Below are 26630 nucleotides of genomic sequence, written 5' to 3' on the forward strand. Positions count from 1 at the left end.
CCGCTTTGTCGCGGCTTCGACGAAAACGGTTCGGTTCAGGCTTGGCGAAAGACGATATTTTTCATAATGGCATGGTAGATGAACAGCGGCCCCCAACCAGGGCGGCTCAAGACGGTCCCGTAGCTCAACTGGATAGAGCATCAGATTTCTACTCTGAGGGTTGCAGGTTCGATTCCTGCCGGGATCGCCAATTTCGGTCTCATCCGTTCATCGTGAGCCCGATCTACGGCGCGCACCTGCAGAATCCGTCCTTCACGAACGCGTGGGCCGCCTCGCTCCGGCCTTTGATCCGGGCAAACGAGCCCTATCTATTCGCCGGGCGACGTGCGCCCGATAAGGACTTCGATGCCACTATCCGACTTGACGAGAATGGCGATCGCGTCGGCGGTGGCGGTTGTAGCAATATCGTTTTTGGCAGTTGACGCGGGAGTCGTGAACTCCGGTGTGGTCACAAAGCCGATCGCGACGGCCCGGGCCACCATCGCGGACGCGGCAGCGAGTCAGCACCAACTCGCCTTCGCCGTTCAAGCGTGGGCGCGTCGCGGCCACCAGAAGCCGGCCGTGGAAGAAAGCCTGGCGATCGATTGAAACAGCGCAGTTTGTCGCCCCTCTCGTCTGGCGGATGTATGCGCAACGTAACAATCATGTTTGTTATAGGCCGTCATTCCCCCGGATGAAGATCGTCCAAATCCAGCCGAACAGTGCGCTCAAGGCGGCGACCGATGCGGCGATTGCCGCGGTCCGAGTCCACCAGATCTGCCGCTCGTGCCGTTCGATATCCGCCTCGGATTTTTGATTATCTTTCCAGTTCAGCCATTCCTGGGCGAACCCGATCGTCATGACGGGCGCGGTTCCGATCGCGATCGCTCCTGCGGATGCCGCGTCGGTCTGGGCAAGGCGCGCTCGGACGTTGGCTGCACCCGTCTTTTCAAGCACCGCAAGCCATTGCCGGGACTGTTCGTCTGAAACATGCCACGTGCATTCCCTGTAAGGAAACGCTTTCGGTCGCTCTGTCATGGCCTTGCACCGCACTCACCCTTCAGTGTCGCCTTTATGTCGCGCCCACCACCCGGCAATCGCCGCTGCTAGATCCTTCCACAACTCAGTCGGCAAATCCGGCACCGCCACCCGGACGCTGTACCGATCCGTCGTCGCGTCGTGAAACCACTCGGTCGCCGCGAAATCGAAACCAAAACTGCCGGCGTGGCGAATGGGGAAGCCTTTGCCGCTCAGGTCGCGGCTCATGTCCTCGGCGGCCTGCCGCGCGGTCGCCTCATCGAGGGCGCGCCTGCCGCGAAGCGTGACATAGAGGCCGTGGGTGAAATGCAGCTCGGCCGAGAGCGAAGCGAGCTCGGCGGCGAAATATCGCGCCGCGTGGCGACCGTTGCGCAGAATCGCAGCGACGCGCCTTTTCGTCAGGGCCCAATAGGCCACAGAGCCCACGAATGGCGGGAAGTGCGCCGGCAACGCCGCGCCACCGAGAAGCCGGACGGCATTGCGGGTTTCCGCCGCCAGGCTTTCGGACAGCAGCTGGCCCGCCTTGAGGTCCTTCCGGCTCCAATGCACGAACACGGCAGAGCCGAGCCGGCCGTATTCCACCCCGAGCGAATCCAGCTTGTTATGGCTTCGCACCAACACGACTGCAATGTCCCATCGCGCGGCCCATCTCAGGACGCGCCGGATGCGCCCCGATCTGCCAGCGAAACATGTCGTGTCGAAAATCAAGAGATCGAGCCCCGAACCGTCGCAACGCAGAGCCGCTTCGAACGCCCCGGCAGGGGCGCATGAATCGAGCAGGAGAAAGCGTGGCAAGGCTGCCGCAGCGAACGCTTCGCCCAGCGGGAGGCTGGCGGTGACAAGCCGCAAATGGGGAACGAGGCTCTCGATCAGCTCCAGTGTCTCGCCGTAAGTGCCCGGCAGCACCACGACGTCTGCTTTGCCGATGATCCGTGCGGACGCGAGCAGCAGCGCGGAGATCGCGGCCATGCCGGAGGCGGTATAGATCGCCTCGCCCCTGCAGCCCCGCTCGAGTTCATAGAACGAGGGACCACTCACCTTGAGGTCCGCGCGCTGATAGTCGTAGCTGAACACGAACGGACCGCTGCTGGGAGACGCCGCATGCGACCAGGCCGTCTCCGTCGCTCTCCAGTCCTGCAGCGCATGTTCCGCGCGTAGTGCGGCGGCGAGCTGAAACTTGGAGACCACAACCTCGTCGACCGATTGCGGCCGAGCCAAATGCAGCGGGCTCCTCAGGCAATCGTTCAGCAGCCCGATTTCCCTGTGCTTTCGATCGAGATAGGCCTCGGAGGTCTCCATGCGGATCTTGATAAGCGTCTTGATGCGGATCTTGGCAATTGCGACTGCCATTCAACGTTCGGCGAGCGCATTGGCTCCAACAGCCGGGCCCGCCTATCCTTGCAACGAAGACCGGTCCTCGCCGTTGACACGGCACAAGGAGAACATCATGAGCGAGATCAGAGAGCACATGAAGATCGTCGGCAAGGACGGCGCACATGTCGGCACCGTCGACCGCGTCGAGGGCAACCGTATCAAGCTGACGCGGAAGGACAACCCGGAAGGTCACAAGGACCATCATCATTACATCGACACGAAATATGTCGGTGCCGTCGAAGGCGATGTCGTCAAGCTTTCGGTCAATGCCGAGGCGGTGCCGAAGTCGGAAGCTGCCTGACACAGTGCAGCCCGTCGGGGACTTTTTGTTTGTTCACGGTCCTGCTCCGCTTCGTTCCCCGAAACGAATCGCGATCGGAAAATCGTCGTCCGAACGAGTCTTAACGGAGCGTTTCGGCGGCTCGCGTCAGGCGTCGAGTGTCACGAGCATAGGCGCCGATGGCGGCGTTCTCGCGCGAAAAAATTGAAGGGGGCGCGGAACGAACTTGCGATCGGCGCGTTCGAAATCCAGTGGTGCCGATTTGCCAGCCCCGATCGGCTCTCGAGAACCCCGTGCTTGTCCCCCCGAGCACGGGGTTTTTCTGTGAATACCAGTTCTCTCGTAACAGAGAGAGCTCAGTCCGTCCGCTCTTCGCGCCGGTCGCGGGCGAGTTGATGCCAGGCCAGGGCCAGCTCGATGAGACGTTGCCGGTCAGGACCTTCGGCCGCCACGGCGCGCTTCATCGCCGTCTCGGCTTCATGCTGTGGATCGTACTTGGTACACATGAAGCCAATTCTAGCCGGACGATCTGGACAAGCGCGTGGCAATTTCGTCCGTATGATTGCGGGGTAATGCCGTCCTCGCGGATTTGCGACGCAATCCAATTCACGCATCTGTCGAACGACCCGCCCCGATTGGGGGCTTGATGCGTACCGATCTGTGAAGTGCGTCACAGCCGGCGCACGGCGCCTCCGCTAAACAGTCCTCAGCGCTCCCAGAGAGCGAGAAGGCTTGGGAGATATTCCCGTCATGACGCAAGAAGCCGCAGCCGAAATTCCCGTCCCGACGCGAGGCGAAAGATCCGACCCGCTCGGCATCGCTTATCTTGCGACCATCGGCATCGTGATGCTGGCCTGGATCGCAGGCCTGGTCTGGGCCGCCATCGCGTTCTTCAGCTGGCTAGTGTCCTGACGCGCGGGGCGATCCCCTTGAATCAATTCCCGGCCAGCTGAGGGCCAGCGCCAAAACGAAAAGAGGCGGCTTTTCGCCGCCTCTTCGCTTCAGCCCTCGCCTGGCGTGCTCAGTAACAAGCCCGTGGATCAGCCTGCACGTACTGGCCGCTCGGATAGCGGTAGTAGCAGTTGCCTTGGGCCAGATAGTAGCCGGGGCGCGAAGCAGCCGTCGCGCCGGCGATCGCGCCGGTGGCACCGCCGATCACAGCGCCTGCGGCCGCACCCGAGGCGTTGCCCGAGATCAGGCCGCCCAGCACGCCGCCGACGATAGCGCCGCCAAGCGCGCTCGCGCCGGGATCGGCTGGTGGCGGCGGCGGCGGCGGTTCGTAGGCGACGGGCGGAGCATAGGCCACGGGGACGTCGTCGTAATAATCCTCCGAGATATAGGCCGGAGGCCCGTCCATCCGCTGCGGATAATAATACCGCGCGCCGCCCACATCCCACCACCAGCCAGAGCGGCCGTTGTGGACTTCGTGGCGCCAGCGTCCGCCATCCCAGGCGAGATGGCCGCGATAGGTGTGTCCGCCCCAGTCGCGCGCCGGTGCGGGACCCCTGGCGTAATTGCGTCCGGGCGGCGGACCGCCGGCATTGCGAGGGCCAGGACCTGGACTCGCGAGAGCAGGATTTGGACCCGGACCAGCATGACCAAGACCGCCGGCGTAGGGCTGGACGCCGGCCTGTGGCGCCGGCCGGGCAGCCTGCTGCGGCGGCGGCCCCTTTCGCATGTTCTGCGGCGGCGCGCCGGCGCCTGGCCCGGCCGATGGCTGGGCGGCGTCTCTCGGCGGTCTGGCGTCCTGAGCCTGCGCCGGGACGGCGAGCAATGACATCGCCGAAACCAAGGGAATGATGATCTTGATGCGACTGGACACACTCATGCGTGCTTGCCCCCTACTCTTTCGATTGCCGTCAACCGCCGTGATGCCTGGCGCGATAGACGATTCGGCTCGCGCTGAGCTGATGCCGGCTGACATGACTGACCTGCTTTGGTCGGCTAAGTCCCGTTACAAATGATTAAGATCACGACATTTTTTCGTCCGCGCGGGTCGCTCTGGCATGCCTCTAGTGGGCCGGCTCGATCACATTGCAGTTGCTTCGCCCGGACATCAGGCAGTCCTGCATCTTGCTCGCGGAGGTGAGATCGCGGGCGAGCCACCAGCCGACGCCGAGGATCAGGATCGCGATGATCAAGCCAGCGATGGCGCCGCGGCGGTTGTCACCGGATTGAGGTTTTGGAGTGGATTTCGGCTTCGCGCCCGGTTCGGGCTTAGCTTCGGAGCTGGCTTCGGAACTGGCTTCGGGCTTGGACATGGCTGACCGATCACGGGGGCGAGCGGGCTTTATCACCTCTGCGGCGTGGCGTCACATCCCGTCCAGCTTCTCCCGGTTAGCCTCGGGTCGGCCGGATCGCTTCCTTGCGGGAGGTTTCGGCCGCCGGGATCGCCTGCTGGACGCGCGGAGCGCAGGTCGTAAGCACAAACGCGGTCTGGGTGCATTCCCAATCCGTGCCCAGGACGGCACTTTCGATTGGTTGCGGACGGGCGAGCAGCAGCGCGGCAGTGGCCAAGGCTGCCACCACAACGGCGATTGCGAGCGCCTTCAGGCTCAGTCGTGAGATCGTCATACCCGTGCTCCGCGTCTCATACCCGGGCGGACGCTAGGCACCGCCCTGGTGCCCCCTTATGAGGGACATCACAATTCGGCAGTTTTTCGGGGCTACGAGAGATCGTCGGGGGCGGCGATTTTCGTCTACCTGATCGGCTGCGATTATAGGTGGCATCACGGCGCGCGCCGATGTACACGCATCTGCGTCGCGCGGCGCCCGCTATGCCCAGCCGACGTACCAACAGGCAGTGATGTAGGATCGAAAGCGAGGATGACAAGGTTCGCCGATGAGTGGATTTAGGGAACCAGGCTTCTCCGACCGGCAAAAGGCGGCACAGGAAGCACGCAAGAACCTTTTGAACAAATTCAAGTCGCAGCCGGGGCCGGATGATCCCGCGGTTGTGGCGAAGCGTGCGGAGCGCGAGGCCCTTGCGGCCAAGCGCGCCGAAGCAAAGGCTGCGCGCGACACGGAAAAGGCCGAGCAGAAGCGCCTTCAAGAAGAAGCTGCCGCGCTCGAGGCCGCGCGGATCGCCCGCGAGGCCGAAGAAGCCGTCGCGAAGGCGGCCGAAGCCGAGGCCGAGCAAAAAGCCAAGCGGGACGCCCGCTACGCCGCCCGCAAGGCGAAGCGCAAGTAACGTTTGCAAGTCTAACGCGCGCAAGTCACGTTCAATTGAATTTGGACTGAAACAAATGCTCTGGGGGCGGTCTACGTGACCGCCCCCGGATTTTTGGCGCGCGTCAGCCTGTCGCAAGCGCCTCTCGACGTTGGAAGATCAGTGCTTCTTCATCATCCCGTCGTCTTTCTTCATCCCGTCCTTCGACATCGTGTCCTTCTTCATGCCGTCGTCCTTGGACATGGTGTCCTTCTTCATGCCGTCCTTGGACATCGTGTCCTTTTTCATCATGCCGTCATCCTTGCCCATCTTGTCCTGGGCAAAGGCGGCCGGCGACAGCGCGAGGCCGAGCGAGAGAACGGCCGCCGAAACGCCGAGCGCGATGCGGGAACGAATGGTCATGACTGGTCTTCCCTTCGAGATGGATGTTGGTCAGCGACGGACGCCGCTATCTGATCTCGACGGATTGCCACGGGGCGTTGTTACGCGGCCGCTGATAAATTTCCGCGAGCCCGCCGCCATCCTTGGTTCTGCGGATGTAGGAGATCGGGAGTGTGCAATGCAGCATCACCGACGCTTGCCGCGGCATTCGGTCTCGAACTATCAGACTAGAGAACATTGTCTGAAAGACCGGCTAGGATGGGCCTCAGCGCGGTCTCCAAGACCGGCCCAAAATCACGGCAAAGCAAACAAGAACCTTCCAAGAACCGTCCAAGGGAATCACGCCATGTTCACGCGCCGCCACCTGATCGCGACCGCCGTCGCCGCACCCGCCATTCTCCGTTTCAGCACCGGCACCGCGCATGCCGCGACCACGCTGAAGATCTCGCATCAATTCCCGGGCGGCACCGTCGACAAGGGCGATTTCCGCGACCGGCTCTGTCGCGTGTTCGCCGCCGAAGTCAGCAAGCGCAGCAACGGCGACATCGCCGCCGAGATCTATCCGAACTCCTCGCTGATCAAGACCAACGCGCAGTTCTCCGCGATGCGCAAGGGCGCGCTCGACATCAGCCTCTATCCGATGCCCTATGCCGGCGGCGAATTGCCGGAAACCAATATCGGCCTGATGCCGGGCCTCGTCACCACCTACGACCAGGGCATGCGCTGGAAGAAGGAGCCGGTCGGCAAGGCCTTGACCGACTTCCTCGCCGACAAGGGCATCATCCTGCTCAGCTGGGTGTGGCAGGCCGGCGGCGTCGCCAGCCGCTCCAAGCCGATCGTGGCCCCCGAAGATGCCAAGGGTCTCAAGGTGCGCGGCGGCTCGCGCGAGATGGACATGGTGCTGCAGACTGCCGGCGCATCCGTGCTGTCGGTGCCCTCGAACGAAATCTACGCAGCGATGCAGACGGGGGCGTGTGATGCCGGCATCACCTCCTCGACCAGCCTGATCTCGTTCCGGCTTGAGGAGGTCGCGAAATCGCTGACCTCGGGCGCAGGCGCGTCCTATTGGTTCATGCTCGAGCCGCTGATGATGTCGAAGGCGATCTTCGACAAGCTGCCGAAGAACCAGCAGGACGTCCTGCTCGCGGTCGGCACCGAGCTCGAAGCCTTCGGCCGCAAGGGCGCGCAGGACGACGATGTCGAGGTCGCCAAGGTCTACGAGAAGGCCGGCGCCAAGGTCTCGGCGCTCGATGCCGCGACCGTCGGCAAGTGGCGTGACATCGCCCGCGACACCGCATGGAAGGACTACGGCGCCAAGACCGCGACATCTGCCAACCTGCTCAAGCTCGCGACCGACGTCGCCGCATGAGCCACGGTCCGCTTCCGGATCGTGACGGCCAGGTAAACGCTGCCGCAAGGACCGGCCTTGCGGCAGCGATCGATCGCGGTCTCGCCATCCTCAACAACATCATCGTCGTGTTCGCCGCGATTGCGCTGATCGCCGCCTGCGCCATCCTGAGCTACAGCGTGCTCAGCCGCGCCTTGTTCAAGGCTGCCAATTACTGGCAGGACGAGGCCGCGGTGTTCCTGCTGGTCGGCGCGACCTTCATGACGGCCGCCTACGTGCAGCAGAACCGCGGTCACATCGGCATCGAGGCCTTCGTCGGCCTGCTCTCACCACTGGCGAACCGGATCAGGCTCTGGCTGGTCGATGCCGTGACGCTTCTGTTCTGCGCTTTCTTCGCCTGGAAGTCCTGGACACTGGCGCATGAAGCCTATGTCGATGGCCAGGTCTCGAACTCGATGTGGTCGCCGCCGCTGGCCATCCCCTATTCGCTAATGGCGTTCGGCATGAGTCTGCTCTGCGTCCAGATCCTCGTGCAGCTTGCGCTGCCTTTCGCTGGAGCCAGGCGTTCATGAGCGTTTTCGGTATCGGCCTCGCCTACGGGATCGCGACGCTTGTCGTGATGTTTTCGGGCATGCCGATCGCGTTCGCGCTCGGCGCGGTCGCAGTCGTGTTCATGGGCATCTACATGCCCGCCGCCTCTCTCGACACGGTGACGCAGAATGTCTACGAGGAAATGGCCTCGATCACGCTGCTGTCGATCCCGCTCTTCATCCTGAAGGGCGCCGCGATCGGCAAGTCGCGCGCCGGCCAGGATCTCTACTCGGCCCTGCACGCTTGGCTGCACCGCGTCCCCGGCGGGCTCGGCGTCGCCAATGTGTTCGCCTGCGCGCTGTTTGCGGCGATGGCGGGCTCCTCGCCCGCGACCTGCTCGGCAATCGGCTCGGCCGGCATCCCCGAGATGCGCAAGCGCGGCTATTCCGGCGGCTTTGCCGCGGGGATCATCGCCGCCGGCGGCACGCTCGGCATTCTGTTGCCGCCGTCGATCACCATGATCCTGTTTGCGGTCGCCGCCGAAAAATCGCTAGGACGGCTGTTCCTCGCCGGTATCGGGCCCGGCCTGCTGCTGGTCTCGCTGTTCGGCGTTTACGCCGTGATTCGCTTCCGCCAGGAATACGCCGCGGCCGAAGCGATCTACAAGAACGGCGGCCCGGAAGCTGCGATCCTCGCCCGCGACGAGTACACGCTCGCGGAACGCTTCAGCGTACTGCCGCGCGTGATCCCGTTCGTGCTGCTGCTCACCGGCGTCATGATCGCCCTCTATGGCGGTTACGCCACGCCATCAGAGACTGCCGGCCTCGGCGGCCTCTTGGCGCTGGCATTGATCGCGGCGATCTACAGCGTGTGGCGGCCGAGCGACCTTGCCCCGATCCTGAAATCGACGATCCGGGAATCGACCATGCTGATGATGATCATCGGCATGTCGCTGCTCTATTCCTACGTGATGAGCTATCTGCACATCTCGCAATCGGCCGCCGAATCCGTCGTCGCGATGCATTTGCCCCGCTGGGGCCTCTTGTTCGCGATCCTCGTCATGGTCGTCGTGCTCGGTTTCTTCCTGCCGCCGGTCTCGATTATTCTCATGACCGCGCCAATCATCCTGCCGCCGCTCCGCGCCGCCAATTTCGACATCATCTGGTTCGGCGTCGTCATGACCATCGTGATGGAGATGGGACTGATCCATCCACCCGTCGGCCTCAACATCTTCGTCATCCGCAACGTCGCGCCGGATATTCCCCTGCGCGAGGTGATCTGGGGCACGCTGCCGTTCGTGCTTTTGATGATGCTCGCGGTGCTGCTGCTCTGCTTCGTGCCGGGCATCTCGACCGCACTGCCGGACCTGGTGATGGGGCCGGACGGGAGCAGGTAGCTGCGTCCACCATCATTGCTTCGCTGCGCTCGCAATAACGGAGAACTAGGAGCTGGCGCGCTTCCTCTTCGCGTTCAGTGCGGAGGCCACGCGGCTCACCGGCGGCTTGCCCAGCACGCCGCTCATCTCGTTGGTTGCCGCCAGCAACCGGTCCATATCGACACCCGTCCTAATCCCCATGCCACCGAGCATATAGACGACGTCCTCGGTCGCGACGTTGCCGGTCGCGCCCGGCGCGTAGGGGCAGCCGCCGAGGCCGCCGGCGGCGGCGTCGATGACGCGGACGCCTTCCTCCAGCCCCGCATAGAGATTGGCGAGCGCCTGGCCGTAGGTGTCGTGAAAATGCATCGCGAGATTGGCGGGAGGGATGTTGGCGCTGACCGCCCGCAGCATCTCTTTGGCTTTGGCAGGCGTACCGACACCGATCGTGTCGCCGAGCGAGATCTCGTAGCAGCCGAGCTCCCACAGCGTGGTGGCGAGATCGGCGACCGCTTTCGGCTGGATCTCACCGTCGAACGGACAGCCCAGCACGCAGGAGATATAGCCGCGGACCTTGACACCATCGTCCCTGGCGCGCGCCAGCACCGGCTTAAACCGTTCGATGGACTCCGCGACCGTGCAATTGATGTTGGCCCGCGAAAAGCCCTCGGAGGCCGCGGCGAACACCGAGACGATCTTTGCGCCGGCCGCGCACGCGGCGTCATAGCCCTTCTCGTTCGGCACTAGCACGTGGAATTCGGCACTGGTCAAATGGCTAACGCCGCGCAGCACGGCGTCCGAGCTCGCCATCTGCGGGATCGCCTTGGGCGAGACGAAGGCGCCGACCTCGACTGTATTGAGGCCGGCCGCGACCAGCGCCTCGATGAAGGCGATCCGGGCCTCGACACTGACCGCCGTTTTCTCGTTCTGGAGGCCGTCACGCGGCCCCATTTCGATGATGCGGACCTTATCGCTCATCTCATTCTCCGGAAGGCTCGACCACGGCGAGCTCGACGCCCTCCTGGACGATGTCGCCGACCTTGCATTTGATGGATTTCAGCACGCCGGCATAGGGCGCACGCAGCGTCTGCTCCATCTTCATCACTTCCAGGGTGAGGATCGGCGCGCCCTTCTCGAGCTTGGCGCCCTCCTCCGCCAGCACGGCGACGACGGTGCCCGGCAAGGGCGCTGCGATCTTGTCCGCGCCGGCCTGCTCCTCCATCTCGCCGCCGAACGGATCGACCCAATGCAGGTCGAATCGCCCGTTGCGCGTGCGCAAATACAGCTCATGGCCGTCGATCACGGCCGCGACGAACGATTTGACGCCGTCAAGCGTCACGTCGAAGCCGCCGTCCCGGGGCGCGATCGCAAATGCCAGCTCGCGTTCGCCGATCACCAGCGTCGCTGGTCCGCTGCCATAGTTCAGCGTGATCTTCTGCTCGGACCCATGACCAACACCATGACCCGCGCGAAACGCAAAATTGCGCTGGCGGCGGCCGACCGGCATCCAGCCAAAGGTCTGCCAGGGCGAATTCGCGTCCGCCTGTGCAGCCTGCCGCTCGTGGTTGATCACAGCGGCCACCGCGGCGCAGAGCTCGAGCTCGCCCGGCGCCGCCGGGGCCTGCGTCAGAACCGTCAGTTCGCGCTCGATGAAGCCGGTGTCGATCGCGTTCGCCCTCACCTTCGGATGCGTCATCAGCGCCGACAGGAACGGGATGTTGGTCACGATGCCGCGGACGTCGGACTCTTCCAGCCCGCGGTTCAGCCGCTCGATCGCGACATCCCGCGTCGGCGCCCAGGCGATCATTTTTGCCAGCATCGCATCGTAGTACGGCGAAACCGTATCGCCTTCCCGATAGCCGGAGTCGATGCGCAGCCCCCCCGTTTCAGCGGGCAGACGCCAGGTTGATATCTTGCCCACCGACGGCATGAAGTTCTTGGTCGGGTTCTCCGCGTAGACCCGCGCCTCCACGGCGTGGCCGTGAAGCTTGATCTCGTCTTGCTTCAGCGGCAACGCCTCGCCGAAAGCGACGCGCAACTGCCACTCGACCAAGTCGATCCCCGTGATCAGCTCGGTCACGGGATGCTCGACCTGGAGACGAGTGTTCATCTCGATGAAGAACACGTCCTCGCCGTCGGACACGAACTCGATGGTGCCGGCGCCGACATAGTTGACGGCGCCCGCGGCCTTTCGCGCGGCGGCACAGACCGTCTCGCGCTGGGCGGGATTGAGCGTCGGCGACGGCGCCTCCTCGATCACCTTCTGGTGGCGGCGCTGCAGGGTGCATTCGCGTTCGAACAGCGAGAGCAGATTGCCGTGGCTGTCGCCGATCACCTGCACCTCGATATGCCGGGGGTTATCGACATATTTTTCGATCAGCATGCGGTCGTCGCCGAACGCGGCCTTGGCCTCGCGCTTCGCGCTGACGATCGCAGGCGCAAGTTCATCCGCGGAGCGAACGATGCGCATACCACGGCCGCCGCCGCCGGCGGACGCCTTCACCAGAATCGGGAAACCGACCTTCTCGGCCGCCTTCGCCAACGTCGCATCGTCCTGCGCCTCGCCGTGATAGCCGGGCACCAGCGGGACGCCGGCCTTCTCCATCAGCGCCTTGGAGCCGGACTTCGAGCCCATGGCAGTCATCATTGCCGCTGTCGGGCCGACGAAGACCAGGCCGGCGTCGAAACACGCCTGGGCGAATTCGGCATTCTCCGACAGGAAGCCATAGCCGGGATGGATCGCCTCCGCGCCGGTCTTGCGCGCGGCCTCGATCAGCCGTTCGGGATTGAGATAGCTGTCGCGGGCACGCGCAGGCCCAAGCAGCACGGCCTCGTCGGCGAGCGCGACATGCATTGCGTCGCGATCCGCCTCGGAATAGACCGCGACCGTGCGCAGGCCCATGGCGCGCGCGGTGCGGATCACGCGGCAGGCGATCTCGCCGCGGTTGGCGATCAGGAGGGTGCGAAAACGGCGGTAGAGCTTTGAGCGGTCCATCGCATCACATCCTGAACAGGCCGAATTTCGTCGGCTCGATCGGCGCATTCGACGCCACCGAGAGGCCGAGGCCGAGCACCAGCCTTGTATCGGCCGGGTCGATCACGCCGTCGTCCCAAAGCCGCGCGGTCGCGTAATACGGGTGCCCCTGGCTCTCATATTGCGCGCGGATCGGCTCGCGGAATTTATCTTCGTCTTCTTTCGACCAGCTGTCGCCCTTGGCCTCGATATTGTCGCGGCGGACCTGGCTCAGCACCATCGAGGCCTGCTCGCCGCCCATCACCGAGATGCGCGCGTTAGGCCACATCCACAGGAAGCGCGGGGAGTAGGCGCGGCCGCACATGCCGTAATTGCCGGCGCCGTAGGACCCGCCGATCACCACGGTGAATTTCGGCACCGACGCGGTCGCGACCGCCGTCACCAGCTTGGCGCCGTCACGCGCAATGCCGCCGGCTTCGTATTTCTTGCCGACCATGAAGCCGGTGATGTTCTGCAGGAACACCAGCGGAATGCCGCGCTGGCAGCACAGCTCGATGAAATGCGCCCCCTTCAGCGAGCTCTCGCTGAACAGGATGCCGTTGTTGGCAATGATGCCGACCGGAAAACCCCAGATGTGGGCGAAGCCGCACACCAGCGTCGTGCCGTACAGCTTCTTGAACTCGTCGAACTCGGAACCATCAACCACGCGCGCAATGATGTCGCGCACGTCGAACGGCTTGCGCCCGTCGACGGGCACCACGCCATAGATCTCCTCGGCCGCAAACAAGGGATCACGCGGCGGATGCATGTTGAGGTTTGGCCGTACCGATGGCTTCAGCGTGCCGACGATGCGGCGGGCGATGCCGATCGCGTGTGCGTCGTTCTGGGCGTAATGATCGGTCACGCCTGATTGTCGCGAATGCACGTCGGCGCCACCGAGCTCCTCGGCGGTCACCACCTCGCCCGTCGCCGCCTTCACCAGCGGCGGCCCGCCCAGGAAGATGGTGCCTTGATTGCGCACGATGATGCTCTCGTCCGACATCGCGGGGACATAGGCGCCGCCGGCCGTGCAGGAGCCCATCACGATGGCGATCTGCGGGATGCCTTGCGACGACATCTGCGCCTGGTTGTAGAAGATGCGGCCGAAATGCCGCTCGTCCGGAAAGATCTCGTCCTGCAGCGGCAAAAAGGCGCCGCCGGAATCGACCATGTAGACGCAGGGAAGATTGTTCTGCCGCGCCACGTCCTGCGCGCGCAGATGCTTCTTCACGGTCATGGGATAATAGGTGCCGCCCTTGATGGTGGCGTCGTTGGCGACGATCACGCATTCGCGGCCCGCGATGCGCCCGACCCCGGTGACGACGCTCGCCGAATGGACGTCGCCGCCGTAAAGGCCATAGGCCGCGAGCGGCGACAGCTCCATGAACGCGGTGCCGGGATCGACCAGCAGGTCGACGCGCTCGCGCGCCAGCATCTTGCCACGCGAGGTGTGGCGGTTGCGCGAGACCTCGCCGCCGCCGCCCGCAACCTGGCTCAGCTTTTCGCGCAGATCCGCGACGAGGGTGCGCATGGCCTCGGAATTGCGCGCAAAGTCCGAAGAAGACGTATCGATGCTGGAATGGAGCGGCATGTTGGTTCCAATTGCGTGAAGGTTTTAAGCCGTCTCAGCCATCAATTCGCGACCGATCAGCATGCGCCGGACCTCCGAGGTGCCGGCGCCGATCTCGTAGAGCTTTGCATCGCGCCACAGGCGTCCGACCGGAAATTCGGAGGTGTAGCCGACCCCGCCAAGCGCCTGGATCGCCTCACCCGCCATCCACGTCGCTTTCTCGGCGGAATAGAGGATCGCAGCGGCGGCGTCCTTGCGCAAGCTGCGCGCGTGATCGGCGCGGTCGCAGGCACGCCCCACCGCATAGACATAGGCGCGCGTGGCCTGCCAGGTCGCGTACATGTCGGCGAGCTTGCCCTGCATGAGCTGGAAGTCGCCGATCGGCTGCCCGAACTGCTTGCGCTCGTGCATATAGGGCACCACCGCGTCCATGCAGGCCGCCATGATCCCGAGTGGTCCACCCGAGAGGACCGTACGCTCATAGTCGAGGCCGGACATCAGCACCTTGACGCCCTCCCCGACCTTCCCAAGCACGTTCTCCTCCGGCACCTCGCATTCGTCGAAGAACAGCGGATACGTGTTGGAGCCGCGCATGCCGAGCTTGTCGAGATGCTGGCCGTGGCTGAAGCCCTTCGTCCCCTTCTCGACCAGGAAGGCGGTCATGCCGCGCGGGCCCGCTTCCGGATCGGTCTTGGCATAGACCACCAGCACGTCGGCATCGCCGCCATTGGTGATCCACATCTTCGAGCCGTTGAGCACGTAGCGGTCGCCGCGTTTGTCGGCGCGCAGTTTCATCGAGACGACGTCTGAGCCGGCGCCGGGCTCGGACATCGCGAGCGCGCCGACATACTCGCCGGAGATCAACTTTGGCAGATAGCGCTCGCGCTGCGCATCATTGCCGTTGCGGCGGATCTGGTTGACGCAGAGATTTGAGTGGGCGCCATAGGAGAGCCCGACCGCGGCCGAGCCGCGCGAAATCTCCTCCATCGCGACGATATGGGCGAGATAGCCCATGTTGGAGCCGCCATATTGCTCCGGCGCGGTCATGCCGAGCAGGCCGAGGTCGCCAAGGCGCTTCCAGAGGTCCGCCGGGAATAGATTGGCCTTCTCGATATCGGCGGCACGCGGGGCGATCTCCGCCTCCACGAAGGCGCGCAGCGTGTCGCGCAGCATGCTGATGTCTTCGCCCAGATCGAAATCGATGCTCGGGATATTCAAGGCGATTCCTCCCTATTTTGGGGACCGAACCTAGCGGCATCGGGGCCCTTCTGCGGTCGAAAAGGTTGCATTTTCCGCCAAACTTGGCGAGGATTTTCCCAGAGGATTTTCCGATGCCTTTTCAAGTCGCAACCGCGATCCCGCGCCGTGCCGTGACCCCTGCCGCCTTCGTCCGCGGCGTCGTTGCCGCTTACGACCGCTACGGCCGCGATCCGACCGAGGCGCTGAGCCGGGGTCAGGTAACGCCGGACCTTGTCAATTCTCCGGATGGGCGGGTCACGGCCGGCCAGTTCGAGGCGCTGGCGGGCCATGCCATGCGCGAACTCGATGACGAGGCGCTCGGCTGGTTCTCGCGGCGGCTGCCCTTTGGCACCTACGGCATGCTGTGCCGCGCCTCGATCACCGCCCCGACGCTGGAGGTCGCGCTCAAGCGCTGGTGCCGGCACCATCGTCTGCTCACCGAGGACGTGCTGCTCGATCTCGCCGTCGGCGAGGAGACCGCGGTCGTGTCCATCCGCGAACTGGCCGACCTCGGACCTCTACGCGAATTCTGCCTGGTCACCCTGCTCCGCTATGTTCTCGGCTTCTCCTGCTGGGCGGTGGATTCGCAAATCGCGCTCCGCGCCGCGGAATTTCCGTACCCCGAGCCCGGCCACGTCTCGGTCTATCCGACCATCTTTTGCCGAAACATCCGCTTCGGTGCGGACCGCGCTTCCATCACCTTCGACAAGCATTACCTGTTGCTGCCGCTCACCCGGAGCGCGGCGGACCTCGACAACATGCTCAAGGGCGCGCTGCGGCTGACCGTACTGCCCTATCGGCGCGACCGGCTGCTGGTCGAGCGCGTTCGCCGCGTACTCCGCAATGCGCGCGGACGCAGTCTCGGCGCCGAGGATGTCGCAAGCGAGCTGGCACTCTCCACCCGCACCATGCATCGGCGCCTGCGCGATGAAGCGACCTCACTGCGGGATCTCAAGGAAGAGGCCAAATTCGAGCTCGCCAAGCAGGAGTTGATGCGCGGTCGCAGCCCGATCAAGCGGATCGCGGAGATCGCCGGCTTCCGCAACGAGAAGAGCTTTTCTCGCGCCTTCCGCACCTGGGCCGGCGCCTCCCCGCGCGAGTTTCGCGGCAGGTATCGCTGAAGCGCGGGTTGTCATGCTGTTGCGGCCTCCGAGATCCAACTCGGAGGCCGCAACATTTCCAAACGGTCTCGCTCAGTTCGAGTTGGTCTGCCCGCCCGGGCGCAGCTTGGTGCGCGAGTGCGTCTGCTTCGGCTGGAAGGCCAGCGCGTCGGCCGACGTCTTCGCGCCGCCGCTCTGTGAGCACGAGCCGCCGATGCCGCCGGCCGCGGCCCGGCAGGCCTCCATCGTCGGATAGCCGCAGCCATGCGCGGCCTGGGCACCATTGGTGATGCAGTGGTCTTCTGCCTGGGCAGCCGGCGCGGTCATCATGAGAAACGCAGATGCAAACAGCGTCGCAGCGGATACGACGAACGTCTTCGAGATCGAGGTCATGTTGTCTTTTCCTGCTTCAGGGTCCCACAAAAGAGGCCTCGGCATGCGACGCAGGCTGAGGTTCACACCTCGCATGTAGGCCAGCACCAGGAACCGGCAATCACGCTTCGGCGCATTGCAGAACTTCGCAAATCACATGTCACAGTTAGGTGAGTTACTTATGTTTATATCCGCCTTATCCGAACCTGTATCCCGGTAAGGGAGTCACTCCCGCGCCTTCGGATGTTTGGATGTCGTTACGCGAGCTACGTTTTGGGACCCGTCGCCGCCGAACTATCCTACCGCCGCGATCTCCTGCAATGGCAGCGGCACGTCCTTCGCCACGCCCAGCACCGGAAAGCTGCGGACGTTCTTCACGTTCGGCATCGCGGCGAAATGCAGGAGCTGCTGGCGCATGCTCTCGACGCTCGGCGCCACGCATTTGAGAAGATAGTCGGTGTCTCCCGAAATCCGCCAGCACTGCTGGATGCGCGGGATCGCGGCGATCGAGCTCTCGAATGCCGCCAGCACCGGCTGGGCTTGGCTGCCGAGCTGGATCGAGACGAACGACACCACCTCGTAGCCGAGCAGCCGCTCGTCGATAACGGCGCGCACCGCCCGGATCACGCCGCGGCTGAACAGCGATTTCAGCCGCCTCACGCAGTTGGGCCCGGACACCCCGACGCGCAGCGCCAGCTCGTTATTGCGAACCCGCCCGTCCTGCTGCAACTCGGAGAGTATTTTCAGATCGACGCCGTCGAGCTGGTCACGCCCCGCCATAGCCCACCTCGTCATGGTCGCATCATGCGAGACAGCGAAGCACGGGGCGGAATGGCTGCCAAGGGCAGGACGATGGGAAGAACCGGCGTGGTTGGCCGAGCATGTCCCGGCCAACCGCGGGCTTTTTACGTGGACGCTAAAACGTGGATGCCCGGGACAAGCCCGGGCATGACGAGAGTTTCGTTGCCCGCCCTCAATGCGTCCACGGCTCGCCGCGGCGGAACGAGAAATTGTCCGCATAGGCGACCGGACGGCGCACCGATTCCTTTGGCTCGATCACCTGGTAGGCGATGCCCTTGCGCTCGCAATAGGCGACCGCCTCTTCCTTGCTGTGGAAGTGCAGCGTGATCTGCTGCTTCATGTCGCCGGACGAGGTCCAGCCCATCAGCGGCTCGACCGCGCGCGGCTGCTCGGGCTCGTAGTCGAGCTGCCATTCCTTGGTCTTCGACCGGCCGGATTGCATCGCGTTCTTGGCGGGCTTGAAAATGCGTGCGGTCATGGACGGTCCGGGCCTCTTGTTCGTCTTTTCGTTCGATTTCGATGCGTCACGGTAGCAGTTGGTGGAAACCGCGGGCATAGTATAGAGACACCTTTAGGGAACTGATCGGTGATTCCGGCCCCCCGGGATGGCTCGCCGACGGGTATAATCATTATGCTGCATCGTGACAATTGCGTACCCGCCTTCCGCGCCGGGGTCTCGCCCGGTGGCCCTGCTTCGTTGACATCTACCTGTCCGTCCCCTCCGAAAGCTCCCGTCGCATGTCCTTCCTGAACATCAACGCCACGCTCCCCGAGAAGGGCCGTGACCTCAGGCTCGACCTGTTTCGCGGCATTGCGAACTGGGCGATCTTCCTCGACCATATCCCCGACAACGTGGTGAACTGGATCACCACCCGCAACTACGGCTTTTCCGACGCCGCGGATTTGTTCGTCTTCATCTCCGGCTACACCGCCTCCTTCGTCTATGCGCGGATGATGCTCGAGCGCGGCTTCCTCGTCGGTGCTACGAGGCTGACCAAGCGGGTCTGGCAGCTCTACGTCGCCCACATCATCCTGTTCGTGATCTACATCGCCTCGATCAGCTATCTGGCGCTGCGCTTCGGCGATTCCGAGATGATCAACGAGTTCAACGTCGCCGGCCTGGTGGACAACGCCACCGAGACGCTGCGCCAGGGCCTGTTCCTGCGCTTCAAGCCGCTCAATCTCGACGTGCTGCCGCTCTACATCGTGCTGATGGGGCTGTTTCCGCCCGTGCTCTGGTTCATGCTGCGCAAGCCGGACCTGACGATGGCATTGTCCATCGTGCTGTGGCTGACCGCGCGCCATTTCGGCCTGAACCTGAACGCCTATCCGGCCGGACAGTGGTACTTCAACCCGTATTGCTGGCAGGTGCTGTTCGTGTTCGGCGCCTGGTGCGCCATGGGCGGCGCGCGGCGCTCGATGACGCTGATCAACGCGCCGGTCACGCTGTGGCTCTGTCTTGGTTACATGCTGTTTGCGCTGGTCATGACCATGGCCGGCCGCTTCCCGACCCTCGGCGGCATGTTCCCGGAATGGCTGTTCTCGGCGTTCAACCCGAACGACAAGACCAACCTCGCGCCCTACCGCTTTATCCACTTCGTCGTGATCGTGATCCTGGTGATCCGCTTCGTGCCCAAGGACTGGCCGGGCCTGGAATGGAAAGGGTTCGACCCCATCATCGTGTGCGGCCAGCAGTCGCTCGCCGTGTTCTGCGTCGGCGTGTTCCTGTCCTTCGTCGGTCATTTCGAGCTGTCGATGAGCTCGGGCTCGCTGTTCGCGCAGATCTTCGTCAGCGTCGCCGGGATCGCGATCATGACGACGGTGGCCTATTATATCTCCTGGTCGAAGAAGCAGGACAAGCCGCTGAAGCCGCCGCCGCCCAAGACTGCGGCCGCAAAGGCCGCTTGAACGGGCAGCTCCGATCCCGCCGGACGACAGCGCCCCCGCTTCAGGCCGCCGCTTCGCTGTCGTACTCGGTAAACTTCTTGTAGATCCAGTCACGGCCGTCGTGGCGGCGCCAGACCTTGCCGTAAACGAGCTGCCCGTTGATCGAGCGGCGCGGCACGAACACGGTCCAGAGGTGCCAGATCTCGGTCCAGCTCGCCTGCGGACCGACGGTTCGGACGTTGCGATCGAGAGACATGATACAGAACTCACAGGATACGAGCGCTGCGACGAACTGTGATGTCGTGTGAGCACGAATTTCAGGCAGACCGTCGCAAGCCGAACCGATCTGATAACAGTCGCGAAGGCGCCCGCAACAACCGCTCGCTCTTAACCTAACCGATCAACCTTACCTCCTGTGAGCGCGTGGCGAGACCGGTTGAAAGCGGCCGCCGATTTTCCTAGACTGTGTGCGATTTGAGAATGAGCGCGTCGTTTTGAGGACGCGCGTTGATTTCCAGGCTGACGCGAATTTTTGAAAACGATTGATGGGCGGGGGCCACCACGATGAATTTGCAATGTGCATGTCTGCGCTTGGCGCTGCATTCGACGCCGCCTGCTCTGCCCGCGAAGACGCCGGAGCAGGAGCCGCGGAAGGTCGCCAACGACAATCAGCTGGCCTGGCCATTCCTGCCGTTTCCGTTCGGCTGGTACGCGACGAACTGATGGTTGGAAAAGCGTAACGCGCGCAAGCGGAATATCATCGCTTGGCGGCGTCCGTTAGGCATTGGGCGCTGAAATCCCCAACACCAATATGTCTAGGACGACGCCTAAAGGTTCGACAAAGTTTTACGCATTCCGCGCCGCCCGACCCGCCCCAATGCCTTGAAAAGTCGCGCGGAAAGTCGCGTTGCGCAGGGAATGAGCGCCGAGGGTTAGGAAGGCTTTGGCGGCTGCGGGCATCGGCATCGAACGCGCGCCATGCACGGCTGGAGCTGCGCTCGCCTGGCGCCTCGCCGATTGGCTATTGTTCTGAGGCGCGGGTCTGGCCCACCTCGGACTGGTCGGGGCAGCTGGATTCGAACCAACGACCTGCAGTACCCAAAACATACCAGCTAGTCCCTCATCCACCCTCGGAGACCCTCACCGGCCTTAAGTGCCGCGGAGAAATGCCCCGCTCCTTCACCTCGTGCCATCCATCACCCGCTGTGATTGGCACCGCGGTGCTTCCCCCGTGCTTCCCGGAGGACAAATGAGCGGTCAAACCATCACGAAGACCCTGGTCGACGGCCTAAAAAAACAGCAATCCGAATACACGGTATGGGACGTAAAGTTACCCGGCTTCGGTGTGCGTGTCCGCCCAACCGGCGCCATGTCATTCATTATCGTCTATCGGGCGGGAACCGGACGTACGGCGCCCGTGCGACGCTACACGGTGGCTGCCGTCGGCAAGCTGGCGCCGGAGGCCGCCCGCACCCAGGCCAAGATCCTACTCGGGAACATAGCCAATGGCGCGGACCCTGCCGCAGAAAAGCGGGCGAATCGGCCCAAGCGCGACCGGCTGACCTTCGACGAGCTCGCTCAGCTGTACTTGGACCAGTACGCCAAAGTGCGAAAGTCGAGCTGGAAGAACGATGAGGGCTACCTCAAAAAGCCGCGGGCGAAGTGGAAGCGCCGAGTCGCGGCCGAGATCACCGACGATGATGTCGCGGAGCTCCTCGAGGAGATCGGCGCGACGGCGCCGGTCGGTGCCAACCGGACGCAATCGATCCTGCACACCCTCTTTTCTTGGGCCAAGGAACCGGGCCGCAAGCACGTTGCGGCGAATCCGGTGGCCGACATGCGCCGGCGCTATCAGGAAGCGCCACGCGAACGCGTCCTCACCGACGAGGAAATCCGGACGCTCTGGTGGGGCTTGGATGATCCCGATCTGCCAGCGAGCAGGCCTATTGCACTCGCCTTGCGCTTCATTCTGGCAACCATGGTCCGGCCAGGTCAGTCGGCGGGCCTGCTCATTCCGGAATTGGTGGGCTTCAACGGCGAAGAACCGCAGTATCACATCCCAAAAAATCGGGTGAAGAAGCGCCGCGAAGTGATTGCCCCGCTAAATGCACTGGCCGTTGCCGCCGTACGGGAGGCAATTGTGCGCGACGATCAAGGGGCCGTTTTCTGTTCCTGGTCGACGCGGCCCGCGTCTGGCACCGGTGAGACGGTCAGTTCGGCAGACCAAGGCCAACAGCTACAGTCAATCACACGTGATGCCTTGTCGGCCGCGCTCAACGGCCGGCCGGCCAAGGGAAAGCGCGCTGCCCGGAAAGGCATGCGGGAGCATCTTGGCATGGCGCATTTCACGCCCCATGATCTTCGCCGGACAGCCGCGACGATCGCCCGTCGCGGCGGTGCTAAGCGCGAGGACGTCAAAGCGGTTCTCGATCACCTCGAGGGCGATGTGACTGCAACGTACGACAAGTACGATATGCTCCCGGAAAAGCGGCTGGTCGCTGCGATCCTGGAAGCCGAGCTCCGCAAGATTGTCGGCACGAATCCGAATTATTGCGCACCTGAAATCGTTTTTGATCGCGACAATGTCGTCGTGATTGAGGAACAGAAAGTCGCTGGAGCTAGTAAATTAGGCGGGGTACAGCGAATCGATTGACTTAAATAACGACGGCAGCAGGCTCTTGCGTGCTGCCGTTGACTTCCTGACAATCTGCGATAGCATTTTACTGTTCAAGCCAAGGTGTCGCGCTCCGGGCAGCGCGTTGTTTCTCTCATTCCTTGGATAGACGGCTTGAACCGAGGCAACCGCCCTCATCCAAGGAACATGCTATGTCTCAATTTCTCAACACCGTTGAAGCCGCGCGCCACGTTCGCTTGTCGAAAGCGACGATGGAACGTCTACGCGTTAAGGGCGGTGGCCCCGACTTTCTCAATCCTGTTCCGGGTCGCGTCTTCTACGCCGTAACAGATCTTGACGCCTGGATGTGGAGCCGACGGCGCAAGTCGACGTCGGAAACAGAAGCAGCCTAAAGCCCCGGCGCGCATGCGCGCGTCTTCACCGGCCAAGCATTCCCAAACACCAGATATGAGGGCCAAAATAGCCACGTCCCCGCGGGCGCCAAAAAGAATGGCCCCGCCGACTGCCAGGTCGAACGGGGCCAGAAACTGAAAACGTGAGAAATGAATAGCACAACGATCGTTGACAATCAACGAACCTCCTATGCCTTTGAATCGCCTGCAGCACCCGAGGTGCTGCGATGAACGCCAGACCTGATTTATCAATCGACATAACCGTCGGGCTCGACCATCTGCGAAGGCTGGACGCCCGTGGCATGCACCAGCTTGCCGCGCTGCATCCTGAGGGCAACGAGAAGCGCTTCATAACATTTTGTCTGGACCCAACCGGGGAAGCGCGCGCGACATCGTTTCTTCGCGAGTTCGGGCCGAGATGCAACGTCTACTACTCCGCCAATGAAGTGCGGTTAGACTTAGGCGACAAGCGAGCCAAGAAAGCGGACATCCAAACCGTCCGCATGGTCATTGCGGACCTGGATCCGGCCAAGAATGTCGTTTTGACGCCTGAAGTTCTCGCCCGAGAACGCGAGAGGCTTGAGACGGTCCGGGAACGTGTGGCCTGCGAAGATGAGTGCTTCTACTCGTTTGCGGTCGATTCTGGTGGCGGCCTTCAATTGGGCTGGCTGTTGGACGAAAAGCTGCCCGCCTCCCGGTTCGCTGATCTCGCCGAGGACCAAACACGTGGCATCTTAAGGCACCTTGGCGCAGAGGAATCGACTACCGACATCACGCGTCTCTGCCGCTTGCCGGGCACATTGAACTTTCCGACGGAGGCAAAGCGGAGGCAAGGCCGCAACGAAGTCACCCCCGCTCGAGTGATCGAGTATATCGGGAATAGCAACACCACCCTCGAGGAGCTCGCCCACTGGGCGGCTCCAGTTGAAGCTTCCCGCAAGGCCCGTGCGACCGGCGATGCCGGCGAAATAGATCTCGATATGGATGCTGTCGAGGCCGCGTACGGTGTGGGTGCGGTGCCTCCATGGCTACAGTTGAAGTTGGACGACCTGCGGGAGCGGGATCGCAAGTTCGATCGGCTGTGGTTGGGTGATAAATCGGCTATCGGCGGATCCGATACAACTCGATCGGGGTTCCTCTACAGCCTTGCCAGCCGCTTGAGGCGCACCGGGCAGTTCAGCCCGACAGAGTTCGCGCAGCTCGCCGCAATTTGGGATCATGGCCCAGAGGATGTCGACGGCCGTCAATTGGCACGAGCGTGGGTCCGGAATCATTCAGTCGCGGCAGAGGAAGAGTTCACGGCTGTTCCCGAAGTTGCTTCTCTGGGCCTGCATGTCGATTGGGTTGCCTCCTTCGATGTCAACGAGCTCCCGAAACGCGAATTCTGCGTCGGTCGCTTCGTCGCAAAGCAGTACGTTTCGGCCCTAGTCTCACCACCCGGCGTGGGAAAAACTACCTTTCTCCTCATGATGGCTGTCGCGGTTGCGACGGGGCGCAGCGAGATTGTCGGGTTTGATATTCCAAAGCGAGAGCGCGTGTTCCTCTTTAACCAGGAGGACGAACTCGCCGAGCTGAAACGGCGTTTAGCTGCTGTGATGACGCAGTTCGACGTGGGTTGGCCCGACCTGATGATAGACGGCCGTCCCGCCCTCGCCTTGGGATCTGGCGCGGATAAGGCATTGATGTTTGCTCGGAAAGATGGCGAACACGTCGTCAGATCGAGAGATGCGATCGACGTCGAGGCATTCATCAAAGAGAATGGCGTTGGCCTCGCGATCTTCGACCCATTTGTCGAGCTGCACCCGGTCGACGAGAACAATAACGTCGAGATCGCGGCCGTCGGCCGCATCTTCCGGCGTATCGCCGTCAACGGGCGCTGCGGCGTGGTACTTGCCCACCATACACGAAAGCCGCCAAACGCCGCGAACCGGGAATCCTACGCGGGTGACATGGACGCGGCCCGCGGTGCGGGCGCTCTAAACGGCGTCGCGCGAATGGGCGCCACGCTGTACGGCATCGATGCCGCAACAGCGAAGAAGTACGGAATCCGAGATGAGGAAAAGAATCGCTACATTCGCTTTGACGACGGCAAAGCGAACATGTCCCTTCTATCGGGGGAACCCCGCTTCTTCCGTCGCGAAGGCGTCGTGATCGGCGGGCTTGGTGGTGAAGAAGTCGGTGTTCTTGTCCCGGTGAAGCTCACCCGTGCGAAAACGGCCACCGAGAGCTCCTCTGACGAAAATACTCGAATTCGCGATGCGGTAGCCGACTTACTGAAAACGGCCGACGCAAAACGGATGACCATCAAATCTGTGGCGGAGGAGCTGATCGACACGGGTTTGGCCGAGCTCGTCTCACCAGAGGCACTTCGCAAGCGGTTGGGGCGCATGTTCGAGAAGCCCCAGCACTACGAGAACGGCGCCTCGGTCCGCAGCGAAACCGCTCGCAAGACTGGCAAACAAGGTCGCGAATTGTACCTCATCCTCGATATTGCGGACGACGAGACATGAGCGCCATCCAACCGTCCTCGAAGGCAAAAACAATGAGCGCTTACAACAACATCCAAAACATTGCGGACATCGGGACACGCGTTATTGCGGACACAGATGTCCGCGAACCTCAAAACGTTCAATTTTCCCAAAGGGTTGGTGTTTTTGCGGACAACAGGACAAGTCCACCCCTTCGGGGGGATGCGTTGTCCGCAATCCCCAAGCGGGCGGAGATGCGCGGAGCGCTCCACACTGGCTTGGAGCAATCATCATCTAACATATCCGTTCTCCCCCGGCACTTCGGGAGTATCCTATGAACCGCTTCACTCCTGGCCGCTCCTTCAAGTCCCGAGGCCGGCCGTACCAGATCCTCGGCACCCAGGATCATTGGACCCGCGACGACCGCTACGTCGAGATGATCCGCTATCAGTCCGCCTGTGCCGAAGCTGGCTGCCAGCGCATCTTCAGGGCTCTCACGACCAAGAGCAGGATCCGCAAAGGGCAGCTCAACAAACGCTGCGAGCTCCACCATGCACCCGGTGTCCCTATCCCGGTCAAGAAGGTCAGGAAGAAGCGCCAGAAGGTCCGTTTGAAGAAACCTGCGGCCGCGGCGCTGCTGAGGACTCGCAGAGAGCGAGCGGTCAATCAGGCCATCCTCGCCATGCAACGCGTCCAGCGCCCCTCCTACCTCGATTGAGCGGCCTTGTGGCGGGCTTGCGGGGGCCTCCCAGCTGCGGCAATCTGGTGTCGAGCCCGGAATGGAGGTCTTCCCGATGCCCCGCGGTCAGTTCTACACGGTCTTCACCTTGGGATTTGCCGCGGCAATCGCGCTGCTCGGGATCGCGGGGGCATTCGCCCTCCTCTGGTGGCCGCACGCAGCCTATTGGACAGCTTGGGCATTCGGCGCACCAGGCCGACCGCTGACTTGGATGACCCCGGCCGTCTTCTCGGCCGTTGCGGCCGGCATCGCTGTGTTCCTTGCCTATTGGCTCGTTCGCATTCAGCAAGCGATTGTTCGTTGGTCGGGCGATCGCCTCATCGCGAAGCTCAATCGTCAATACAACATGATCGCTCAGCTCCAAGGGCGAGAGTACGCTGACGAGTTCATGAGACTGCAGGCCCAGGCTATGATCGAGGAGAGCGAGGCGAAACCTATCAACCTCTTCGGACGAGAGAAGATGTTGCACGCAGTCGCTGCCGCGGGGGTCCGGCCGCCAACGTAATTGCAGTGGCCGAGGGCGTTGTCCTTCCGCCGCGCAAGCCAGGTGGCGCGGCGCGGAGGCAACCGCGAGCTGGCGTGCGAAAAGTAACCCTCTCAGTTGTCATCTTAGCAACGTAGCCCGGACAGCCGAACACAAGGCGCTACAAACGCGTTCTGGCGCCAAAGTCGCGCACAAGAATTCGCCAAAACGCGCAAAATCGATAGTGCGCCCCGCCACCGCACCGATTCGGAGTGACGCACCTTCGCTTGCCGAGTTTTGCGAGAAGGGTCGACCAGACAAAAACAGACACGAAGGCGAGAGAGATCGCGGGCTTCAGGACTTCGCGCAATGTCGACTGCGCATTTCGCTGATGGTGAGCGGCGATTTCAGGCGATCGTGAGCAGCTGTTTCGCGCGATGGTGAGCAGCGGCTTTGACCGACATGGGTGATTGGTT

29 protein-coding genes and 1 tRNA gene are annotated in these 26630 nt (G+C 63.0%); 16 read left to right on the forward strand and 14 right to left on the reverse strand.

Annotation, left to right across the window (positions count from 1 at the left end):
• Window positions 1-113: 113 nt before the first annotated feature.
• Both IVB42_RS04715 and IVB42_RS04720 read left to right on the forward strand, forming a co-directional pair.
• A tRNA-Arg gene (locus IVB42_RS04715) sits at window positions 114-190 on the forward strand.
• 155 nt (window positions 191-345) lie between these two features.
• The gene (locus tag IVB42_RS04720) at window positions 346-588 is read left to right on the forward strand and encodes a hypothetical protein (protein ID WP_346659060.1); all 243 of its coding nucleotides are present in this window, start codon (window positions 346-348) and stop codon (window positions 586-588) included.
• Window positions 589-651: 63 nt separating this feature from the next.
• Here IVB42_RS04720 and IVB42_RS04725 read toward each other — a convergent pair whose 3' ends face one another.
• Both IVB42_RS04725 and IVB42_RS04730 read right to left on the reverse strand, forming a co-directional pair.
• Window positions 652-1017 (reverse strand): hypothetical protein, encoded by a 366-nt coding sequence (locus IVB42_RS04725; protein WP_247399003.1) that lies wholly within the window; start codon window positions 1015-1017, stop codon window positions 652-654.
• Window positions 1018-1032: 15 nt separating this feature from the next.
• Window positions 1033-2316 (reverse strand): hypothetical protein, encoded by a 1284-nt coding sequence (locus IVB42_RS04730; RefSeq protein WP_247469786.1) that lies wholly within the window; start codon window positions 2314-2316, stop codon window positions 1033-1035.
• Window positions 2317-2464: 148 nt separating this feature from the next.
• On the opposite strand from IVB42_RS04730, the gene IVB42_RS04735 reads away from it, so the two are divergent.
• A complete protein-coding gene (locus IVB42_RS04735) occupies window positions 2465-2692 on the forward strand; it encodes a DUF2171 domain-containing protein (protein WP_247296806.1) in 228 nt (75 codons plus the stop codon).
• Between the two features lie 729 nt (window positions 2693-3421).
• Window positions 3422-3583, forward strand: coding sequence for a hypothetical protein (locus IVB42_RS04740; RefSeq protein WP_085349841.1), 162 nt, complete (start codon window positions 3422-3424; stop codon window positions 3581-3583).
• A gap of 109 nt (window positions 3584-3692) precedes the next feature.
• On the opposite strand, the gene IVB42_RS04745 is transcribed toward IVB42_RS04740, so the two are convergent.
• The 3 genes from IVB42_RS04745 to IVB42_RS04755 all read right to left on the reverse strand — a co-directional run bounded on the left by IVB42_RS04745 (window position 3693) and on the right by IVB42_RS04755 (window position 5245).
• Window positions 3693-4499, reverse strand: a complete 807-nt coding sequence (locus IVB42_RS04745; protein WP_085385254.1) for a hypothetical protein — start codon at window positions 4497-4499, stop codon at window positions 3693-3695.
• 184 nt (window positions 4500-4683) lie between these two features.
• Window positions 4684-4932: a hypothetical protein gene (locus IVB42_RS04750; protein ID WP_247296808.1), complete on the reverse strand. Its 249-nt coding sequence runs from the start codon at window positions 4930-4932 to the stop codon at window positions 4684-4686.
• A 76-nt stretch (window positions 4933-5008) separates the two neighbouring features.
• Window positions 5009-5245 (reverse strand): hypothetical protein, encoded by a 237-nt coding sequence (locus tag IVB42_RS04755; RefSeq protein WP_085385256.1) that lies wholly within the window; start codon window positions 5243-5245, stop codon window positions 5009-5011.
• Between the two features lie 268 nt (window positions 5246-5513).
• Here IVB42_RS04755 and IVB42_RS04760 point away from each other — a divergent pair, with 268 nt between their 5' ends.
• A complete protein-coding gene (locus tag IVB42_RS04760) occupies window positions 5514-5861 on the forward strand; it encodes a DUF6481 family protein (RefSeq protein WP_018457771.1) in 348 nt (115 codons plus the stop codon).
• A gap of 138 nt (window positions 5862-5999) precedes the next feature.
• On the opposite strand, the gene IVB42_RS04765 is transcribed toward IVB42_RS04760, so the two are convergent.
• Complete coding sequence (locus IVB42_RS04765; RefSeq protein WP_247399006.1) at window positions 6000-6242, reverse strand: pentapeptide MXKDX repeat protein; 243 nt, start codon at window positions 6240-6242, stop codon at window positions 6000-6002.
• A 325-nt stretch (window positions 6243-6567) separates the two neighbouring features.
• On the opposite strand from IVB42_RS04765, the gene dctP reads away from it, so the two are divergent.
• The 3 genes from dctP to IVB42_RS04780 are packed head-to-tail and all read left to right on the forward strand — an operon-like array spanning window position 6568 to window position 9496.
• Window positions 6568-7590, forward strand: coding sequence for a TRAP transporter substrate-binding protein DctP (dctP, locus tag IVB42_RS04770; protein ID WP_085349845.1), 1023 nt, complete (start codon window positions 6568-6570; stop codon window positions 7588-7590).
• Entirely contained in the window at window positions 7587-8141 is a 555-nt protein-coding gene (locus IVB42_RS04775; protein ID WP_247296812.1) for a TRAP transporter small permease, read from the forward strand. The genes dctP and IVB42_RS04775 overlap by 4 nt, the downstream gene beginning before the upstream one ends.
• Window positions 8138-9496, forward strand: coding sequence for a TRAP transporter large permease (locus IVB42_RS04780; protein ID WP_007591317.1), 1359 nt, complete (start codon window positions 8138-8140; stop codon window positions 9494-9496). Before IVB42_RS04775 ends, IVB42_RS04780 begins: the two co-directional genes overlap by 4 nt.
• 45 nt (window positions 9497-9541) lie before the next feature.
• Here IVB42_RS04780 and IVB42_RS04785 read toward each other — a convergent pair whose 3' ends face one another.
• The 4 genes from IVB42_RS04785 to IVB42_RS04800 are packed head-to-tail and all read right to left on the reverse strand — an operon-like array spanning window position 9542 to window position 15276.
• Complete coding sequence (locus IVB42_RS04785; protein WP_018457768.1) at window positions 9542-10453, reverse strand: hydroxymethylglutaryl-CoA lyase; 912 nt, start codon at window positions 10451-10453, stop codon at window positions 9542-9544.
• Window position 10454: 1 nt separating this feature from the next.
• A complete protein-coding gene (locus tag IVB42_RS04790; RefSeq protein WP_247296817.1) occupies window positions 10455-12470 on the reverse strand; it encodes an acetyl/propionyl/methylcrotonyl-CoA carboxylase subunit alpha in 2016 nt (671 codons plus the stop codon).
• Window positions 12471-12474: 4 nt separating this feature from the next.
• Window positions 12475-14079 carry a carboxyl transferase domain-containing protein gene (locus IVB42_RS04795; protein ID WP_247296820.1) on the reverse strand — a complete coding sequence of 535 codons (1605 nt, stop codon included), beginning with the start codon at window positions 14077-14079 and terminating at the stop codon, window positions 12475-12477.
• Between the two features lie 24 nt (window positions 14080-14103).
• Complete coding sequence (locus IVB42_RS04800; protein WP_018457765.1) at window positions 14104-15276, reverse strand: isovaleryl-CoA dehydrogenase; 1173 nt, start codon at window positions 15274-15276, stop codon at window positions 14104-14106.
• A gap of 113 nt (window positions 15277-15389) precedes the next feature.
• Between IVB42_RS04800 and IVB42_RS04805 the strand changes: the two genes are divergently transcribed.
• Entirely contained in the window at window positions 15390-16418 is a 1029-nt protein-coding gene (locus IVB42_RS04805) for an AraC family transcriptional regulator (RefSeq protein WP_247296823.1), read from the forward strand.
• 72 nt (window positions 16419-16490) lie between these two features.
• Here the strand turns inward: IVB42_RS04805 and IVB42_RS04810 are convergent, their stop codons facing one another.
• The 3 genes from IVB42_RS04810 to IVB42_RS04820 all read right to left on the reverse strand — a co-directional run bounded on the left by IVB42_RS04810 (window position 16491) and on the right by IVB42_RS04820 (window position 18048).
• Complete coding sequence (locus IVB42_RS04810; RefSeq protein ID WP_247399009.1) at window positions 16491-16790, reverse strand: DUF3551 domain-containing protein; 300 nt, start codon at window positions 16788-16790, stop codon at window positions 16491-16493.
• A 273-nt stretch (window positions 16791-17063) separates the two neighbouring features.
• Window positions 17064-17549: an Lrp/AsnC family transcriptional regulator gene (locus tag IVB42_RS04815; RefSeq protein ID WP_247368882.1), complete on the reverse strand. Its 486-nt coding sequence runs from the start codon at window positions 17547-17549 to the stop codon at window positions 17064-17066.
• A gap of 193 nt (window positions 17550-17742) precedes the next feature.
• Window positions 17743-18048 (reverse strand): ETC complex I subunit, encoded by a 306-nt coding sequence (locus IVB42_RS04820; protein ID WP_007591346.1) that lies wholly within the window; start codon window positions 18046-18048, stop codon window positions 17743-17745.
• A 260-nt stretch (window positions 18049-18308) separates the two neighbouring features.
• Here IVB42_RS04820 and IVB42_RS04825 point away from each other — a divergent pair, with 260 nt between their 5' ends.
• Window positions 18309-19478 (forward strand): OpgC domain-containing protein, encoded by a 1170-nt coding sequence (locus IVB42_RS04825; RefSeq protein ID WP_018457761.1) that lies wholly within the window; start codon window positions 18309-18311, stop codon window positions 19476-19478.
• A 40-nt stretch (window positions 19479-19518) separates the two neighbouring features.
• Here IVB42_RS04825 and IVB42_RS04830 read toward each other — a convergent pair whose 3' ends face one another.
• Window positions 19519-19713 carry a hypothetical protein gene (locus IVB42_RS04830; RefSeq protein ID WP_018457760.1) on the reverse strand — a complete coding sequence of 65 codons (195 nt, stop codon included), beginning with the start codon at window positions 19711-19713 and terminating at the stop codon, window positions 19519-19521.
• A 335-nt stretch (window positions 19714-20048) separates the two neighbouring features.
• Between IVB42_RS04830 and IVB42_RS41985 the strand changes: the two genes are divergently transcribed.
• From IVB42_RS41985 to IVB42_RS04855, 6 genes are all read left to right on the forward strand, one after another.
• Complete coding sequence (locus tag IVB42_RS41985) at window positions 20049-20180, forward strand: hypothetical protein (protein WP_256374433.1); 132 nt, start codon at window positions 20049-20051, stop codon at window positions 20178-20180.
• Between the two features lie 526 nt (window positions 20181-20706).
• Window positions 20707-22110, forward strand: a complete 1404-nt coding sequence (locus tag IVB42_RS04835) for an integrase family protein (RefSeq protein WP_247399015.1) — start codon at window positions 20707-20709, stop codon at window positions 22108-22110.
• A gap of 173 nt (window positions 22111-22283) precedes the next feature.
• A complete protein-coding gene (locus IVB42_RS04840; protein ID WP_247399018.1) occupies window positions 22284-22484 on the forward strand; it encodes a helix-turn-helix domain-containing protein in 201 nt (66 codons plus the stop codon).
• A 227-nt stretch (window positions 22485-22711) separates the two neighbouring features.
• Entirely contained in the window at window positions 22712-24994 is a 2283-nt protein-coding gene (locus IVB42_RS04845) for an AAA family ATPase (RefSeq protein ID WP_247469784.1), read from the forward strand.
• 292 nt (window positions 24995-25286) lie between these two features.
• Window positions 25287-25670: a hypothetical protein gene (locus IVB42_RS04850; RefSeq protein WP_247399023.1), complete on the forward strand. Its 384-nt coding sequence runs from the start codon at window positions 25287-25289 to the stop codon at window positions 25668-25670.
• Window positions 25671-25731: 61 nt separating this feature from the next.
• Window positions 25732-26196 carry a hypothetical protein gene (locus IVB42_RS04855; protein WP_247399026.1) on the forward strand — a complete coding sequence of 155 codons (465 nt, stop codon included), beginning with the start codon at window positions 25732-25734 and terminating at the stop codon, window positions 26194-26196.
• Window positions 26197-26630 lie beyond the last annotated feature (434 nt).

This window comes from Bradyrhizobium sp. 45 (assembly GCF_023073155.1).
Lineage (GTDB): Bacteria > Pseudomonadota > Alphaproteobacteria > Rhizobiales > Xanthobacteraceae > Bradyrhizobium > Bradyrhizobium canariense_D.